This window comes from Mucilaginibacter sp. (genome assembly GCF_025359345.1).
Taxonomy (GTDB): Bacteria; Bacteroidota; Bacteroidia; order Sphingobacteriales; family Sphingobacteriaceae; genus Mucilaginibacter.
This window is the reverse complement of the sequence record NZ_JANYGQ010000011.1, coordinates 25,690-39,355: the sequence shown is the minus strand read 5'-3', so window position 1 is coordinate 39,355 and position 13,666 is coordinate 25,690. Positions and strand designations below refer to the sequence as shown.

Sequence of the window (13,666 nt, the reverse complement as noted above, 5' to 3'; positions counted from 1 at the left end):
AGGTGTGAGACACTAATCAGGAATCAAACTACTGATACTAAAGCGCTTCGGATTAACATCGCGGCGCTTTTTGTTAAGGCCATCAGCAACTGGCAGAATAATCACCATTTGTATAAAACTTTTTGCCCGTAATTCAGTATTCATACAGTAAGTATCGCTAACTTGCTGATGTAAATGAAAAAATTATGCCTGGTATTGCTGTTCTCAATAACGCTTTGCCAGGCAATGGCACAGGGTAACTGGCAACTTAAAAAAAACGAAAACGGCATCTTCGTTTATACCCGTACGGCGGCAAACGGAAACCTGAAAGAACTTAGGGTGGTCTGCGAGTTCGACGCCACTAAAGCTCAACTAATAACAACCCTTCAGGATATTGACCACTACAAAGACTGGGTATATTCGAGTAAAAAAACTGAGATCTTAAAAACGCCCTCGGCTCAAAAGACTATTTATTACACGCAATCCAACTTACCCTGGCCCATTAAAGACCGGGATTTGGTAGTAGAGCTCGACATTGGCCCGCCGGAAGCGGATGTTTTGTATATCCAGGCAAAAAGTCTGCCAGCCTATTTGCCGAAAAACGACAAGTTTGTACGAGTTCCGTATTCCCTGGCCACATGGAGGATAACCCAGGCGCCCGATAGGAAGCTAAAAATTGACTACACCTTTAGTGTCGACCCGGGAGGCAGTATCCCTTCCTGGTTGGTGAACGCAACCATGTCCATTGGACCCTATAATTCATTCGTTAAGCTTAAGGAGGTATTAAAGCAGGGGAAGCGTAACTAGTAGTCTTAAGCCCTAAGTAAAAGGCCTGTTTTTCCCTGACTCTGGACTCAAGACTAACGACTTAAGACTAATAAGTAAACCCCGGAAAAACAACATAAAAAATGCTCCACCACTCTACTTCTAACGAAAAATATAGCTTAAACGGTCCCTGTATCAGCACAGTATCCCCGTTTTCTAAAACCGCGTCGTAGCGAACGCCGCCTTCTGCGTGACCCATGCCGCCGTTTTCATTCAGTTCAAATTTTATTTCTTTAATAAAATAGTCTTCGTTTGTAAACTCGCGGTAAGCCGCGAAGATATTATTCATTTGTGCGATGACATCCTTTTTGCTCATTATCCGCCTGTCGGGTAAAATAAACTGGTTGGCAAGTTCCCAACTGTATTCACCAAAACTTTGTTTAAACCACTCCGTCATAAACTCTGTTGTGCGGTTCAGAATGTCTTTATTATGATTTGGATGAAATTCTTCGTAATCAAAATTGATGGTCATTCCCGGGACCGAAAAGTCGTCGGTTTCCTTTTCAAACAGTTCTTCGGTAATAAACTGGTAGCGGGTACGGCTATCGTACTCGTCATCAAAATGCACTACGATATTTTTAGCGGCCAGCAGGTCGGTAACCTTTTGAAGGCCGGGGCCAATAGAGGCGTTGTCCAAATCATCCGCTTTTATAAATTCCGGTCTGCCAAGTAGATCGTATATCACAATCCGTTTGGCGTTGGCATAATTCTGCTCAAATGCAAAAATATTTTTCAGGAACTCATTCTCAATCTCGGGCGGCAAATTACCCGAGCTGTGCGACTGACCACCCAGCTCGGCCTGCAGTTTAAGGCGTAACAATTCATTTTCCATCCGCAGGTTTTCCCCGGGGTCATCACTTAGGGGCTGGTTGGTTAAATCGTCGTTGTTACTCATTCGGATAAGGTTTTATTGTTGAATCAAATTTAACGGATAGGGTGGAAAAAGCAAAAGAAATACACATAAATCCTTTAACGCTCTTTCCCCTGTCAACTCTTAACAGTCAACAGGGAAATCGCTTTTAAAAAGGAGGCTCCTCCGGGAGCCTGAAAAATGTGTGGGCCATTGTCTATAAACAGGCCGCTCCTCCGGAGCTAAAACAGCAAACAGCTCGACTCCAGCGGAGTCACCTGTTTATAGGTACAGACAAATCGAAAATTCGGGCTCCGGAGGTGCCTCCTTGTCGCACAAAGAGTTTAAAAGCGATTTCCCTGTAACTGCCAACTGATCTTTGTGGCTCCGCTAAATTTTTATATTTTTATGCTCCCCTGCCATCCTGTTTAAACCATGATCAAACGTTTACTTTTCCTGTTACTTTTAATGCCCGCAATGCGCTCTTTAGCGCAGGATGCCGACTTTTTCAAACCCGACAGCGTCCGCAGGCAACTAAAGGCTGTCAAAATCTCCACCACGATTAATATTGATGGTACGCTTGATGAGCAGGAATGGGCCCTTGCGCCACCTTCGCCGCAATTTATCCAGGTTGAACCAAACCAGGGCAAGCCAACGGCCTTTGAGACCCGGGTGAAAGTGCTTTACAATCAAAAATATCTATACTTCGGCATCATATTAACCGACCCGCTGGGTAAAAAGGCCATCCGGGCTACTGATTTTATCCGCGATTTTGATTTCATGAAGCACGACTTGATCAACCTCTCGTTCGATGCTTTTAATGATAAGCGTAATGCCATGGTGTTTGCCACCAATGCATACGGCGTGCAGCGCGACTTGCTGGCTTTTGACGATTTATATTTTGATATCGACTGGAACGGCCTTTGGGAAGTACGCACTGCCCGGTCTGACTCAGGTTGGGTAGCCGAAATTGCCATCCCCTGGAAAACCCTGCGCTACCCCAAACGGACAGATACCATACAAAGCTGGGGACTGAATATTTACCGCAACCGCAGGCTCACCAACGAGATCAGTGCATTTTCGCCGTTTCCGCGTGTGTTTAGCGCCACGCATATGAACTACGCCGGCGAGCTTACCAACCTGCAACCACCGCCACCCGCCACAAACATCCGTGTACAGCCTTATATTTTGACCTCTTATGACCATTACAGCGGTTTCGGCGCAGATGTTAAACCACAAAGTACTCATTTTAAGGCTGGTGGCGATTTAAAATGGGCCATCAACTCCAATGCCATCCTCGATTTAACAGCCCACACTGATTTTGCACAGGCCGATGCCGATTTGCAGGTAAATAATATCACGCGTTTTTCGGTCTTCTTTCCCGAAAAACGGCAGTTTTTTTTAGAAAATGCCTCGCTGTTTGGCGTTGGCGTAAGCCAGTTCGCTGATGGTTCGGGCGGGGCGATGCGGTACCAGCCTTTTTTCAGCCGCAATATTGGGTTGGATGATAACGGTAACCCAATCCCGATAGTAGGCGGCGGGCGCTTCGTGTATCGTTCATCAAACCTCAACTATGGCGCAATTGTAATGCGGCAGGGAGGGGATAATGACCTGCCCGGCACTAATTTTTTTGTAGGGCGCGTTTCTGAAAACTTTGGCAGTCAAAATAGGATAGGTGCGTTGGTGAGCGTTAAAAATCAGCCCGGCGCTTCAAATGTGGAAAGTACTGTTGACGGTTTTTTCCGGCTTGGCGAATCACAATCAATCAACGCTATTGTAACTCAATCAACCACCACCAATACGGGGAACAAGGGGTTTGCAGGGGTAATGCAGTACATCAACTCGACCAACCAGTATAAAATATGGTGGACGGAATCGATCATTACTAAGGATTTTGACCCGCAGTTGGGTTTTGTATCCCGTAAGGATGTTATTGGCACCACGCCGGGCATGAATTATTATTACCGGGGTTCGTTGCTGCCATTTAAAAACTTTATCCGCGCGCTTGAACCGGGGATATTGCCTGAGCTTTATTATACGGCCTCAACCGGTAAGTTTGCAGAAATGAGCCTGGCGTTCTATCCCATCTGGTTTAACCTGCAAAGCGGGGCCTACCTGGGGTATGGTTTTACACCCACCCGGCAGCATTTAACGGAGGTGTTTGCCCCGCTCGACGTTAATATTGCGCCCGGTGATTATAATTACACAGTACACAATATCCTACTGAGTACCGACCCTTCAAAAATCATCAACCTGATGCTCGACTGGAAAACCGGCACATACTTTAACGGGCATTTAACATCTGCGGATTGGAAGTTGCAATTTGCGCCTATACCATACATATCGCTGCTGGGCGAGTTTAACCAAAATCATTTTAGCGGCGTAGGCGAGCAAAAGGTAAACAAAAATGTAAACCTGTACATATTGCAGGGCCGCTTTGCGCTTAATCCGCGCGTGCAGCTTACTGGCATCTACCAAAAAAACTCGTTCGACAATGCCGATAATTATAATATCCGCCTGTCGTGGGAGTTTTCGCCGTTGTCGTATGTTTACCTTATCTACAACCGGGGCGTGGCCGGCGTGGCCAATAATTTAACGGTGCACCCGCAGACGGAGGACCATTTGATTGCGAAGATTAGTTATTTGCAGCAGTTTTAGGAGGCGATTCTTTTAAATATTACAAAACCGGCCCGGTGTTTGGCGGACAGATTTTCTTGTTTTAAAGTGGCCGGCATAACAGCGCCATAAGCTATTTTTTACAAAAAGTACTGACACTGATTTGTCAATGCTTTTCGTGTTTTCAGGGTGGCAAATAAGGCAAAAAGTGCATTATCAATGCAGAAACAAGCTTTTTAGCGAGTTGGGTTGACTTTTTCCTGTTTCACCCTGTTTATTGTGTTTCACTGTGTACAGCAACGTAAAACTATACAATAATGCACGCTCCCCAAATGCTTTTCAATCTCCCCAAACCTGGTAATCCTACCCTCAAACAAATCCCCCTCCCCACTGTTATCTCTATAACTCAATTATAAAAACTAAGCGCATTCCGTTTGCCCATAATCTCCATGTTATCAGCCGGCCCGAATTACCCCAAGTTAAAATAATTTGATTGAGCCCAAAACAAATTAATAGATACAAGCTTTAATAGCACAAATATAAGTTCCTATGGAAGAAGAGGTTATGATACCTGCCTGGAAAAAATGGTTTGAAGCCATTGGCGACCAGGTGGCGTTTTTCTTTAAATTTTTCAAAAACATTTTTGTGGGTGGTTTTGAGTGGTCGGAATTTGTGCGCCAGTGTTTCGAGATTGGCTACCGGTCGCTGATGCTGGTGGGTATTACCTCGTTCATTATGGGCGTGGTGCTGATATTGCAGTTGCGGCCCACCCTGGTGGCTTTCGGCGCGGCAAGTATGCTGCCAAAAACGTTGTCGGTTTCATTTATCCGCGAAATCGGGCCGGTTATCATCGCCATAATTTGTGCGGGTAAAATAGCATCGAGCATAGGCGCCGAGCTGGGCAGCATGAAGGTAACCGAGCAACTGGACGCCATGGAAGTGTCTGGCGCAAACCCAACACAGTACCTGGTGGTTACGCGCATTATCGCTACAACCATAATGGTGCCTATACTATCAATTTTTGGCGATGCGATTGGGCTATTCGGGGGGTTTTTGGCGCTCAATATCCGCGACAGCATAAGCTTCCAGCTATATTTTACCAAGGTGATTGCCGCACTTGATTTTACCGACTTTATCCCGGCATTGGTAAAAACTATATTTTTTGGCTTCGCCATAGGCTTTGTGGGCTGCTACAAGGGCTTCACATCAAACAAAGGCACCGAAAGCGTGGGTATAGCGGCAAATTCGGCAGTAGTAACGGCTTCACTTTGGATTTTTGTTATCGATGCCATTGCCGTACAGGTAACCAGTTTATTATTCTATAAATAACATGGAAGCGGACAAAACAAAAACCGGACAAAAACATACCACTATCGATAAAAGGGAAACTGTTATTTGCGTTTCGGGATTGAAAAAATCATTCGGCACAAAAGAAGTGCTCAAAGACATAAACCTCGACCTAAGGAAGGGCGAGAACATTGTTATCCTCGGTCGTTCGGGTACCGGCAAATCGGTAACCATACAATGTATCGTAGGTATGCTGAAACCAACTGAAGGTTCGGTTAAGGTATTTGGCCGGGAGGTGTCGGAACTATCAGACGAAGAGTTGAAAGAAATGCGGATGAAGATCGGTTTCCTGTTTCAAAGCGGGGCACTATACGACTCGATGACCGTGCGCGAAAACCTGGAGTTTCCGCTTACCCGTGTTTTAAAATTGACCGACCAGGCCGAAATAGATAAAAAGGTTGAAGAAGCCCTTGAAAGCGTAGGCCTGCTGGATGCGATTGATAAACTGCCGTCGGACCTGTCGGGCGGCATGCGCAAGCGGGCGGGGCTGGCACGAACCATTATTGTGAACCCCGAGATTATGTTATATGACGAGCCAACAACGGGCCTCGATCCTATTACCTCGCGGGAGATCAGCGACCTTATTTTAAACATTCAAAAAAAGCTAAAAACGTCATCCATCATTATTACTCACGACATGGAATGTGCCCGCATAGCATCAGACCGGGTGGTAATTATGGACGACGGCAAATACATTGCAGAGGGCACATTTGACGAGCTGCATAAATCAAAAAACGAAATTGTAAAATCATATTTTCTGGATATATCATGAAAGCAACAGCATCACAAAAAATAAAAATTGGCATTTTTACCTTTATAGGCTTACTGGTGCTGGTATTAATAGTTTTTTTTATAGGCAACAAAAAAAACCTGTTCAGTTCAACCTTTGGGGTTTACGGCACCTTTAAAAATGTAAACGGCCTGCAGGTGGGTAACAATGTACGCTTTGCCGGTATAAACGTGGGCGTAGTGCAAAATATAACTATTGTAACCGACAGCTCAGTACGGGTTGATCTTACCCTGAATGACGAAGTAAAGAAATTTATAAAGACCGACTCAAAAATCAGCATAGGCAGCGATGGCCTGATGGGCGATAAGCTGGTGGTTATTGCCCCCGGCGGCATTACAAGCACCACCCCAGTATCTCCCGGCGGGCAGCTGGCATCAATACCCCCGCTTGATGTTGACAAGATAATAAACAAGCTGACAAAGGTGGCTGATAATGCAGAATCGCTGACATCCGGGCTATCGGAAATTGTGGCTAAAATAAATAGCGGCAAAGGCAGTATCGGGCGTTTGCTGAACAGCGATAAATTATCGAAAGACCTGGAAGGTACCGTTAGGCAGGCCAAAACGACTATGGCTAACGTGCACGCTACCACCACAACGTTAAATACCGACTTGAAGGCTGCGCAAAGTAATTTTCTGTTAAAGGGTTTCTTTAATAAAAAGAAGAAAAAAGCCCTGCAGGATTCTATTAAAAAAGCGAAGGCCGCTGAAGATGCCAAGAAACCAAAAACAGATCAACAGTAGGGTTTAACGCTTTTGAATTTGGCGGCCGTAATTACAGGGGTCAGTAATTTATATACTGTTCCGTAAACGTTCCATCAGCATAAAAATCAATAAGGCCGTAACCGGCGGCGGTTTGGTGTTTGTTGCCTTCCCACCAGGCACCGCTAACCGCCCCGTTACATATATAGGTTACGTCGTTATAAACCACCTTGTCGCGCAGGTGTATGTGGCCGCTTAGGCACAGCTTTACGTTGGGATGGAGATAAAACAGATCGACGATTTTACCTGTATCGGTATGCATATCGCCGCCTAATATTTCCCATTTATTGCTGCCATCAGCAATATCATCCACCATCAGCGTAGCTGATAAAATAGGGATATGCGATAATACGCAAACGGGCATAGTTGCAGGCGTATTTTGAAGTTCTGCTTGCAGCCAGGTAAATTGCTCCTCGCCAAGCTTGCCTATGTACCAAGTGTTATCAATATCCAGGTGCACGCTATCCAGCATAATAAACTTCCAGCCGTTTTGTGCAAAGCTGTAGTACGGGGTTGCCAGCTTTAATTGGTCCATCGAGTACTTTTTGCCATACAGGGTTTGGCCTTTATCGCTTTCGCTCCACCATACGTCATGATTGCCCAAAACATAATGCATGGGCAGGTTGCATTCCGCTTTAAGGGTTTTGTGCCACAGGCTCCATTGTGCATTTACAACATCCAGGTTTTCTTTATTTATATCAAAAACCACATCGCCGCCATTTAAAATAAAATCAACGCCGGGCTGCTGCTGTACGTGATGCAGGCATTTTGCAAAACGCGCTGGCGCATCCCATTTGTCTTTTAAATGAATGTCGGTGAGGTGTGCAACCCGAAGCATCGGTTTTTTATCCGTCGCAATGGCGCCGAAAGAAGGCAGTGCCGGGATTAAAAGCAGCCCGCCAAGGTTTTTAATAAGCGATCGTCGTTGCATGTTTTTTGCATTTATAAAAGACGAAATTAAGCATCGGGATTAAAACAACTATGAGGTTAATATCAACAAAATGATAAACCCCGGGCGATTTAAAACGTGGGCTGCAGCAAATAATAACTACATCAAAATGTTACATAACGTTAATATGAAAACCCTTGCTATGCCTGAAACTACGCGTATATTTATACTCGTCAGATGATACGATGAACCCAACCCTAATTACGCGAAAATCATTGGCCGACGAAGTTGCTGGTACATTACAGGAACAAATATTAAAAGGCCTTTACAAAGTTAACCAGAAGCTACCCGTTGAGGCCGAACTGATGAAAAGTTTTGGCGTAGGCCGCTCCACCATCCGCGAAGCCGTTAAAACTTTAGTAAACTCCGGATTCCTGCGGGTGCAGCAGGGCATCGGTACCTTTGTTGAAGATAGCTCTGGCATTAATGAGCCGCTGGGGCAGCGCCTTAAACGGGCATCAGCTAAACACATTGACGAGGTGCGCGAGATACTGGAAATGAAGATTGCCGAAAAGGCGGCTATGAACCGCACCGGCAATGATATCTCAAAGCTCGAACACGCACTAAAGAAACGCACAAAGGCTGCGAACGAGAACCTGGTTGAAGACTGTATAGACGCACATGTAAACTTTTGCATCCTGATGGCCGAAGCATCAAAAAATGACATGCTGGCCGATTTGTATAAATTATTTTCAGTTTCCCTTAAAAATGACCTGCTGAACGCGCACCAGGATACCTCCTTTTTTAAAAACACGTCCGAAAACTATCATAAATTATTTGATACCGTATTACGCGAAGACCCCAAAATGGCCTGGCACTGGAGCGGGAAAATTACGGGCAGATAACGAGGTGAAGCAGTGAGTGGAGAATTGTGAATAGTGAGTGTTTTGATCAGAGATTCAATATTCCATCGGTCGGTTAAAGGGACCTTCCCTAAAACAACGATATTTGTTGCGCCTTAAAGTCAACCACGCCGCTTTGCTGTATGGCGTAGCTCTCCACCCGTTGGCCAATATAGTAAACTTCACTTTCCGCGTATCGTGAAGCAACAATAATATTTACACCACCGGCGCATTCGTCGAAAAGTTGCTGTACCAATTGCGGATCGTTATTATTTTTTGAGAGGTGCGATAGCAGCAGGTGGGTCATAAACGGCGGCTTGTGTGCCACAAAAAGTTCAAGTGCTTGTTTGTTGGACAGGTGGCCCTGCCCACCGCGGATGCGGCGTTTCAGGTGGTAGGGATAGCCGCCCTTATCCAGCATTTCATCATCATAATTTGCCTCCAGAAAGGCTGCGTGGCACTGGCTGAAGTGGCTGATAAGGTTTTCGCAAACAACGCCTATATCAGTAAACACCCCAACTTTAATACCCCGGCAGGTTATCGAAAAACTATGCGGATTGCTGGCATCGTGCTGTTTGGGGAAAGCGGAGACATGTAAATCGCCAATAACAACGGTTTCAAAGGCGCCGAAGGAGATAACCAGTTCCTGCTCAAGCTGTAGTCCGCCTCGCTGCAATGTTGGCGGTGTAATGTAAACCGGCAGGTGGTATTTTTTGGCGATAACCGGGATACCATTGATGTGGTCGGAATGTTCGTGCGATACAAAAATGGCCTTTACTTTTTTCATCGACAGCCCCAGCCGTAACATACGCCGCTCGGTTTCGCGGCAGGATATGCCGGCATCAATCAATACGGCTTCGTGCTCGTTACCCACGTAATAGCAATTACCGTTACTGCCCGAATTTAATGATGCGATGAAAAGTGACATATGAGGATACAAATAACGGTATTATTTCTTATTTCGGATGTCGGATGTTCGATTTCGGATTTTTTGGACGGGGAATACAGTTGAAAGATACACAAAGGAGATATCCGTTAACAAAAAATCGCTAATTCAATATTAATTAAATCCGAAATCGAACATCCGACATCCGAAATTCAATATATTAGCCTCATGGATTCACCAATAACATTACCCGTACTTGATGCTGTTGAATTGCGCGTGCTTGGCTCGCTGATGGAGAAAAGCAAAACCACGCCCGATTATTACCCCATGACCATTAACAGCCTTACGCTTGCCTGTAACCAGAAGACATCGCGCCGGCCGGTTGTTAATTATGATGACGACACAGTTGCCCAGGCATTAAACACGCTGAAGCGGCGCGGGCTAATATCAACAGCCACCGGAGGGTCAATCCGCAGCGTAAAATACAAACATAACTTTGCCATTGTGTACCCTGTATTACCGGCCGAGGTAGCCATAATTTGCCTTTTAATGTTGCGGGGACCACAAACGCCCGGCGAGATAAATACCAACTCGGGCAGGATGTACGAGTTTGAATCGATAGAAGAAGTGCAGGAGAAACTGGAGCGGCTAAGCAGTCCAGAACTGCCCTTTTTAATGCAGTTGCCCCGCCGCCCGGGGCAAAAAGAAGTGCGCTATGCCCACCTGTTGAGCGGTGTACCCGAGTTTACCGAGGACGATTTTAATGATGACGCACCGATAAGCAGCCGCGGCGCCCTTGAGGCACGGGTAACCAAGCTGGAAACCGAACTTGCTGAACTACGCGAAGCTTTTGATAAATTGATGAAGGAACTGACATAAAGATTTAGAAGCAAGAGTTCAAGAATCAAGAACCAGGAGTCAAGATAAAAAACAATCCCAATTCAACAGTTTGCTACTGAATAGAATAAAAATTTGTCTCCCTCGTCTTGATTCTTGGCTCTTGATTCTCGTTCTTTTCCCTTTTACGATTATATTTTATTTAAAAGTTAAAACCTTAATGGCGTATCGGTTGTTTGTTTATTGAATTTATAAACACACTAACTAAGTACCTATGAAGAAGTTAAGTTTCGCGATAGTAATCGCATTTGCAGCCTGTGCTATGCAGAGTTGCGGCGGCAACAAGGATGCCAAAGAAAATGCCGATAGTTTAAACAAAACCAAGGACACCACTACAAATGTTGCGGCCACGGGAGGCATAGCGGTAACTGCCGAAGATGCTAAATTCGCTACTGACGCTGCCAACGGCGGTTTGGCCGAAGTTGCCTTGGGTAAACTGGCGCAAACAAAAGCAAGCAATCCACAGGTTAAAAACTTTGCCGATATGATGGTTACCGACCATGGGAAGGCAAATGACGAACTGGCTGCCATTGCAAAAGCAAAAAACATTACGCTGCCAGCCGCACCAGATGCCGATCATCAGAAAAAACTAGATGACCTTTCTAAATTATCGGGTAAAGATTTTGACAAAGCCTATGTTGATGCAATGGTTGACGGCCACAAGAAAACCCTCGACCTGCTGAACATGGCGGCTAAGGATTGTAAAGACAGCGAATTAAAAGCTTTCGCCGTTAAGACCGCGCCGGTGGTGCAAACGCACCTTGATGCCATCAATAAGATACATGATAGTATGAAATAATAAGCACACTCGCTGTTTAAAGAGGGGAATGGGTATGGCGCCTGTTCCCTTTTTTGTTGCGTTCGTTTCTTTTTTTGCTTCGTTCTTAGCTAAAAATTCCGTGTACCAAAATGTATCATCTTGTACGGCATTGTATAACCGCCAGCCAATTTTGTGTGTTATTTTTGTTACAGAGGTTTAGATAAAAAGCGACCAACGCTTTATAAAATTTGGTGGGAACACAGACAAGTACAGGGGCACAAATTCTACTTCAGTGTTATTTCAGCAGCTCACCAGGCAGGGCTCCCGCAGAACCGGGGCCCTGTTTTTTTTTTAATCACGCGGATTATAGCTCCTGCACGGTACCCGAAAGTTTTACATCAGGATCGCTGGTGGTGCATTTCAGCGTTATTTCAGGGATAACAACTTTTACTTTTCCGCCGGTAACAGTTACGGTTATGTCAACATCGGTGCCCAGGTAGGCGTAGGTTTTTGTAAGGGTTGAAGCCGCAAGTTCAAACTGGCTTGCAGTAAGCGTTCCGCCCACGCCGCCTTTTAGCTTGAATGTTCCACTTGCAGTTGGCACTGTTGCGAAGCTCACGGAAACCCCGTTAACCCGAAAGTCAGAAGTGGGCACCGCTGTCCAAAAGTTTATTAAAGTGGTTTTGTCGCCGCCGGACGTGTTGGCCCGACTGGTAATCCCGGTTTTGTAGGTTACACCATCTAATATCCAGCTGTTTTCGCCAGAAGCGGCTTTTTTGGTAGTGCTGTCTTTTTTGCAGGCGATGGTAAACAATACCAGTACCGCAGCCATCAATGTAAATGCTTTTTTCATGGGTTTTAATTTTTGTTTGTTTTTAAATTACAAACCAACGGCTTTACAAAGGCGGCATCAATAATACAGATGTGGTATTTTTGGGGAAGAAAGCTACAAATCGCAAGGACGTGAATGGGTGCAACAAAAAAGGCCTCCTAACACTCGCTGTCCGGAGGCCTTAACCTAAACCTTTATCACATAAAGCAAATTGGGTATTTGCGTTAATAAGCGTTACAAAACTACCTCAACCGCTATCAACAAAAAAAAGCAATCGACCAGCAGGCGGTTTGTATAGATAAAAACCCGCACGGTAACCAAAAACCCTTAATTTTGGCCGTTTAAAGTGCTATTATATGAAAACCCTTTCCGATTTACTTTTGCTGGGCGATGCGCGTCTGTACGAAACCTGCGATCCCGTTTTGCAAGCCGAGTTGCCCCTTGTTAAAGGATGGGTAGCCGATATGGATAATGTAATGAAGGAAATCAGGCTTAAATACAACTTTGGCAGGGCAATAGCTGCTCCACAATTGGGGATAATGAAAAGACTAGTTTATATGAACATTGATAAACCGGTAGTGTTCATTAATCCCGAACTGCATAACCTGAGCGACGAGTTATTTGAACTGTGGGACGATTGCATGAGTTTCCCAAACCTGCTCGTAAAAGTAAAAAGACACCAATCCCTAACCATCAAATACCTCGACGAAAACTGGCAACCACAACAATGGCAAATGGAAGGCGCACTATCTGAGCTGTTGCAGCACGAATACGATCATTTAAATGGCGTACTATGCACCATGCGGGCAATTGACGATAAGTCCTTTAAATGGAGGGGGTAGTCCAGTCTTCTAACTAGTCCAGTTTTTAAACGGGTGTACCGCTAAGTTTGAATTTGTATATCGTCCCTCGTCGGTTACTTCCTGTGTAACCCACGCTGGTTTTTCAAACTTCTCGTCCTCGTGGTTAAGTTCAATTTCGGCTACAATTAATCCTTCGTTATCTCCTGAAAACACATCCACCTCCCAGGTAAAGCCGCTATAGGGTATACGGTAACGTGTTTTTTGAGTGCCATTTTTTGCGAATGTGGCCAGTAGTTCCTCGCCGTCGGTTATGGGTATTTCGTACTCATATTCGCTGCGGCTTATGTTATTAGCGCCCCGGCCCTTTAGCGTAAGGTAGCTGTGTGGCCCGGCTACCCTAACCCGTACAACCTTGTCGTCATCACTCAAAATATATCCCTGCCGGTAATGTATGCCCTGTGGTTTATCCAACTTGTGCCAGGCATCGTGATCAACTAAAAATTTTCTTTCTATTTCTACTCCCATATAT

Annotated in this window: 15 protein-coding genes; 9 read left to right on the top strand and 6 right to left on the bottom strand. The window is 45.2% G+C overall.

Translation table 11 applies throughout. From position 1 onward, the window contains the following. Positions 1 to 12 precede the first annotated feature (12 nt). Positions 13 to 144: a hypothetical protein gene (locus Q0R52_RS06030; protein ID WP_295793081.1), complete on the bottom strand. Its 132-nt coding sequence runs from the start codon at positions 142 to 144 to the stop codon at positions 13 to 15. 30 nt (positions 145 to 174) lie between these two features. Here Q0R52_RS06030 and Q0R52_RS06025 point away from each other — a divergent pair, with 30 nt between their 5' ends. After that, positions 175 to 786 carry an START domain-containing protein gene (locus Q0R52_RS06025; protein ID WP_295793079.1) on the top strand — a complete coding sequence of 204 codons (612 nt, stop codon included), beginning with the start codon at positions 175 to 177 and terminating at the stop codon, positions 784 to 786. A 67-nt stretch (positions 787 to 853) separates the two neighbouring features. Here the strand turns inward: Q0R52_RS06025 and Q0R52_RS06020 are convergent, their stop codons facing one another. Beyond that, on the bottom strand, positions 854 to 1,699 hold the full coding sequence (locus Q0R52_RS06020; RefSeq protein ID WP_295793078.1) for a hypothetical protein: 846 nt from the start codon (positions 1,697 to 1,699) through the stop codon (positions 854 to 856). A gap of 390 nt (positions 1,700 to 2,089) precedes the next feature. On the opposite strand from Q0R52_RS06020, the gene Q0R52_RS06015 reads away from it, so the two are divergent. The 4 genes from Q0R52_RS06015 (at position 2,090) to Q0R52_RS06000 (ending at position 7,150) form a co-directional block, all read left to right on the top strand. Beyond that, a complete protein-coding gene (locus Q0R52_RS06015; protein ID WP_295793076.1) occupies positions 2,090 to 4,312 on the top strand; it encodes a DUF5916 domain-containing protein in 2,223 nt (740 codons plus the stop codon). Between the two features lie 507 nt (positions 4,313 to 4,819). Further along, the gene (locus tag Q0R52_RS06010) at positions 4,820 to 5,599 is read left to right on the top strand and encodes an ABC transporter permease (protein ID WP_295793074.1); all 780 of its coding nucleotides are present in this window, start codon (positions 4,820 to 4,822) and stop codon (positions 5,597 to 5,599) included. A gap of 1 nt (position 5,600) precedes the next feature. Further along, complete coding sequence (locus Q0R52_RS06005) at positions 5,601 to 6,389, top strand: ATP-binding cassette domain-containing protein (protein ID WP_295793072.1); 789 nt, start codon at positions 5,601 to 5,603, stop codon at positions 6,387 to 6,389. Then, positions 6,386 to 7,150, top strand: coding sequence for an MlaD family protein (locus Q0R52_RS06000; protein WP_295793070.1), 765 nt, complete (start codon positions 6,386 to 6,388; stop codon positions 7,148 to 7,150). The genes Q0R52_RS06005 and Q0R52_RS06000 overlap by 4 nt, the downstream gene beginning before the upstream one ends. A 40-nt stretch (positions 7,151 to 7,190) precedes the next feature. On the opposite strand, the gene Q0R52_RS05995 is transcribed toward Q0R52_RS06000, so the two are convergent. Further along, on the bottom strand, positions 7,191 to 8,099 hold the full coding sequence (locus Q0R52_RS05995; RefSeq protein ID WP_295793068.1) for a metallophosphoesterase: 909 nt from the start codon (positions 8,097 to 8,099) through the stop codon (positions 7,191 to 7,193). 203 nt (positions 8,100 to 8,302) lie between these two features. Between Q0R52_RS05995 and Q0R52_RS05990 the strand changes: the two genes are divergently transcribed. Next, the gene (locus tag Q0R52_RS05990) at positions 8,303 to 8,962 is read left to right on the top strand and encodes a GntR family transcriptional regulator (RefSeq protein WP_295793066.1); all 660 of its coding nucleotides are present in this window, start codon (positions 8,303 to 8,305) and stop codon (positions 8,960 to 8,962) included. A gap of 88 nt (positions 8,963 to 9,050) precedes the next feature. Here the strand turns inward: Q0R52_RS05990 and Q0R52_RS05985 are convergent, their stop codons facing one another. Further along, on the bottom strand, positions 9,051 to 9,887 hold the full coding sequence (locus Q0R52_RS05985) for an MBL fold metallo-hydrolase (RefSeq protein WP_295793061.1): 837 nt from the start codon (positions 9,885 to 9,887) through the stop codon (positions 9,051 to 9,053). A gap of 186 nt (positions 9,888 to 10,073) precedes the next feature. Between Q0R52_RS05985 and Q0R52_RS05980 the strand changes: the two genes are divergently transcribed. Further along, positions 10,074 to 10,724: a YceH family protein gene (locus Q0R52_RS05980; RefSeq protein ID WP_295793059.1), complete on the top strand. Its 651-nt coding sequence runs from the start codon at positions 10,074 to 10,076 to the stop codon at positions 10,722 to 10,724. A gap of 232 nt (positions 10,725 to 10,956) precedes the next feature. Next, positions 10,957 to 11,541 (top strand): DUF4142 domain-containing protein, encoded by a 585-nt coding sequence (locus Q0R52_RS05975; RefSeq protein ID WP_295793058.1) that lies wholly within the window; start codon positions 10,957 to 10,959, stop codon positions 11,539 to 11,541. Positions 11,542 to 11,866: 325 nt separating this feature from the next. On the opposite strand, the gene Q0R52_RS05970 is transcribed toward Q0R52_RS05975, so the two are convergent. Beyond that, a complete protein-coding gene (locus Q0R52_RS05970) occupies positions 11,867 to 12,355 on the bottom strand; it encodes a hypothetical protein (RefSeq protein WP_295793056.1) in 489 nt (162 codons plus the stop codon). A 335-nt stretch (positions 12,356 to 12,690) separates the two neighbouring features. Between Q0R52_RS05970 and Q0R52_RS05965 the strand changes: the two genes are divergently transcribed. Further along, positions 12,691 to 13,176, top strand: coding sequence for a peptide deformylase (locus Q0R52_RS05965; protein ID WP_295793055.1), 486 nt, complete (start codon positions 12,691 to 12,693; stop codon positions 13,174 to 13,176). Positions 13,177 to 13,185: 9 nt separating this feature from the next. Here Q0R52_RS05965 and Q0R52_RS05960 read toward each other — a convergent pair whose 3' ends face one another. Further along, positions 13,186 to 13,662 (bottom strand): CYTH domain-containing protein, encoded by a 477-nt coding sequence (locus Q0R52_RS05960; RefSeq protein WP_295793054.1) that lies wholly within the window; start codon positions 13,660 to 13,662, stop codon positions 13,186 to 13,188. Between the last annotated feature and the right edge of the window lie 4 nt (positions 13,663 to 13,666).

Coding starts and splice junctions, on each gene's coding strand:
- Q0R52_RS06005 (WP_295793072.1), top strand. CDS start 5,601: ATGGAAGCGGACAAAACAAAAACCGGACAAAAACATACCACTATCGAT.
- Q0R52_RS05995 (WP_295793068.1), bottom strand. CDS start 8,099: ATGCAACGACGATCGCTTATTAAAAACCTTGGCGGGCTGCTTTTAATC.
- Q0R52_RS06025 (WP_295793079.1), top strand. CDS start 175: ATGAAAAAATTATGCCTGGTATTGCTGTTCTCAATAACGCTTTGCCAG.
- Q0R52_RS05990 (WP_295793066.1), top strand. CDS start 8,303: ATGAACCCAACCCTAATTACGCGAAAATCATTGGCCGACGAAGTTGCT.
- Q0R52_RS06020 (WP_295793078.1), bottom strand. CDS start 1,699: ATGAGTAACAACGACGATTTAACCAACCAGCCCCTAAGTGATGACCCC.
- Q0R52_RS06015 (WP_295793076.1), top strand. CDS start 2,090: ATGATCAAACGTTTACTTTTCCTGTTACTTTTAATGCCCGCAATGCGC.
- Q0R52_RS06010 (WP_295793074.1), top strand. CDS start 4,820: ATGGAAGAAGAGGTTATGATACCTGCCTGGAAAAAATGGTTTGAAGCC.
- Q0R52_RS05980 (WP_295793059.1), top strand. CDS start 10,074: ATGGATTCACCAATAACATTACCCGTACTTGATGCTGTTGAATTGCGC.
- Q0R52_RS05960 (WP_295793054.1), bottom strand. CDS start 13,662: ATGGGAGTAGAAATAGAAAGAAAATTTTTAGTTGATCACGATGCCTGG.
- Q0R52_RS06030 (WP_295793081.1), bottom strand. CDS start 144: ATGAATACTGAATTACGGGCAAAAAGTTTTATACAAATGGTGATTATT.
- Q0R52_RS05970 (WP_295793056.1), bottom strand. CDS start 12,355: ATGAAAAAAGCATTTACATTGATGGCTGCGGTACTGGTATTGTTTACC.
- Q0R52_RS05975 (WP_295793058.1), top strand. CDS start 10,957: ATGAAGAAGTTAAGTTTCGCGATAGTAATCGCATTTGCAGCCTGTGCT.
- Q0R52_RS05965 (WP_295793055.1), top strand. CDS start 12,691: ATGAAAACCCTTTCCGATTTACTTTTGCTGGGCGATGCGCGTCTGTAC.
- Q0R52_RS05985 (WP_295793061.1), bottom strand. CDS start 9,887: ATGTCACTTTTCATCGCATCATTAAATTCGGGCAGTAACGGTAATTGC.
- Q0R52_RS06000 (WP_295793070.1), top strand. CDS start 6,386: ATGAAAGCAACAGCATCACAAAAAATAAAAATTGGCATTTTTACCTTT.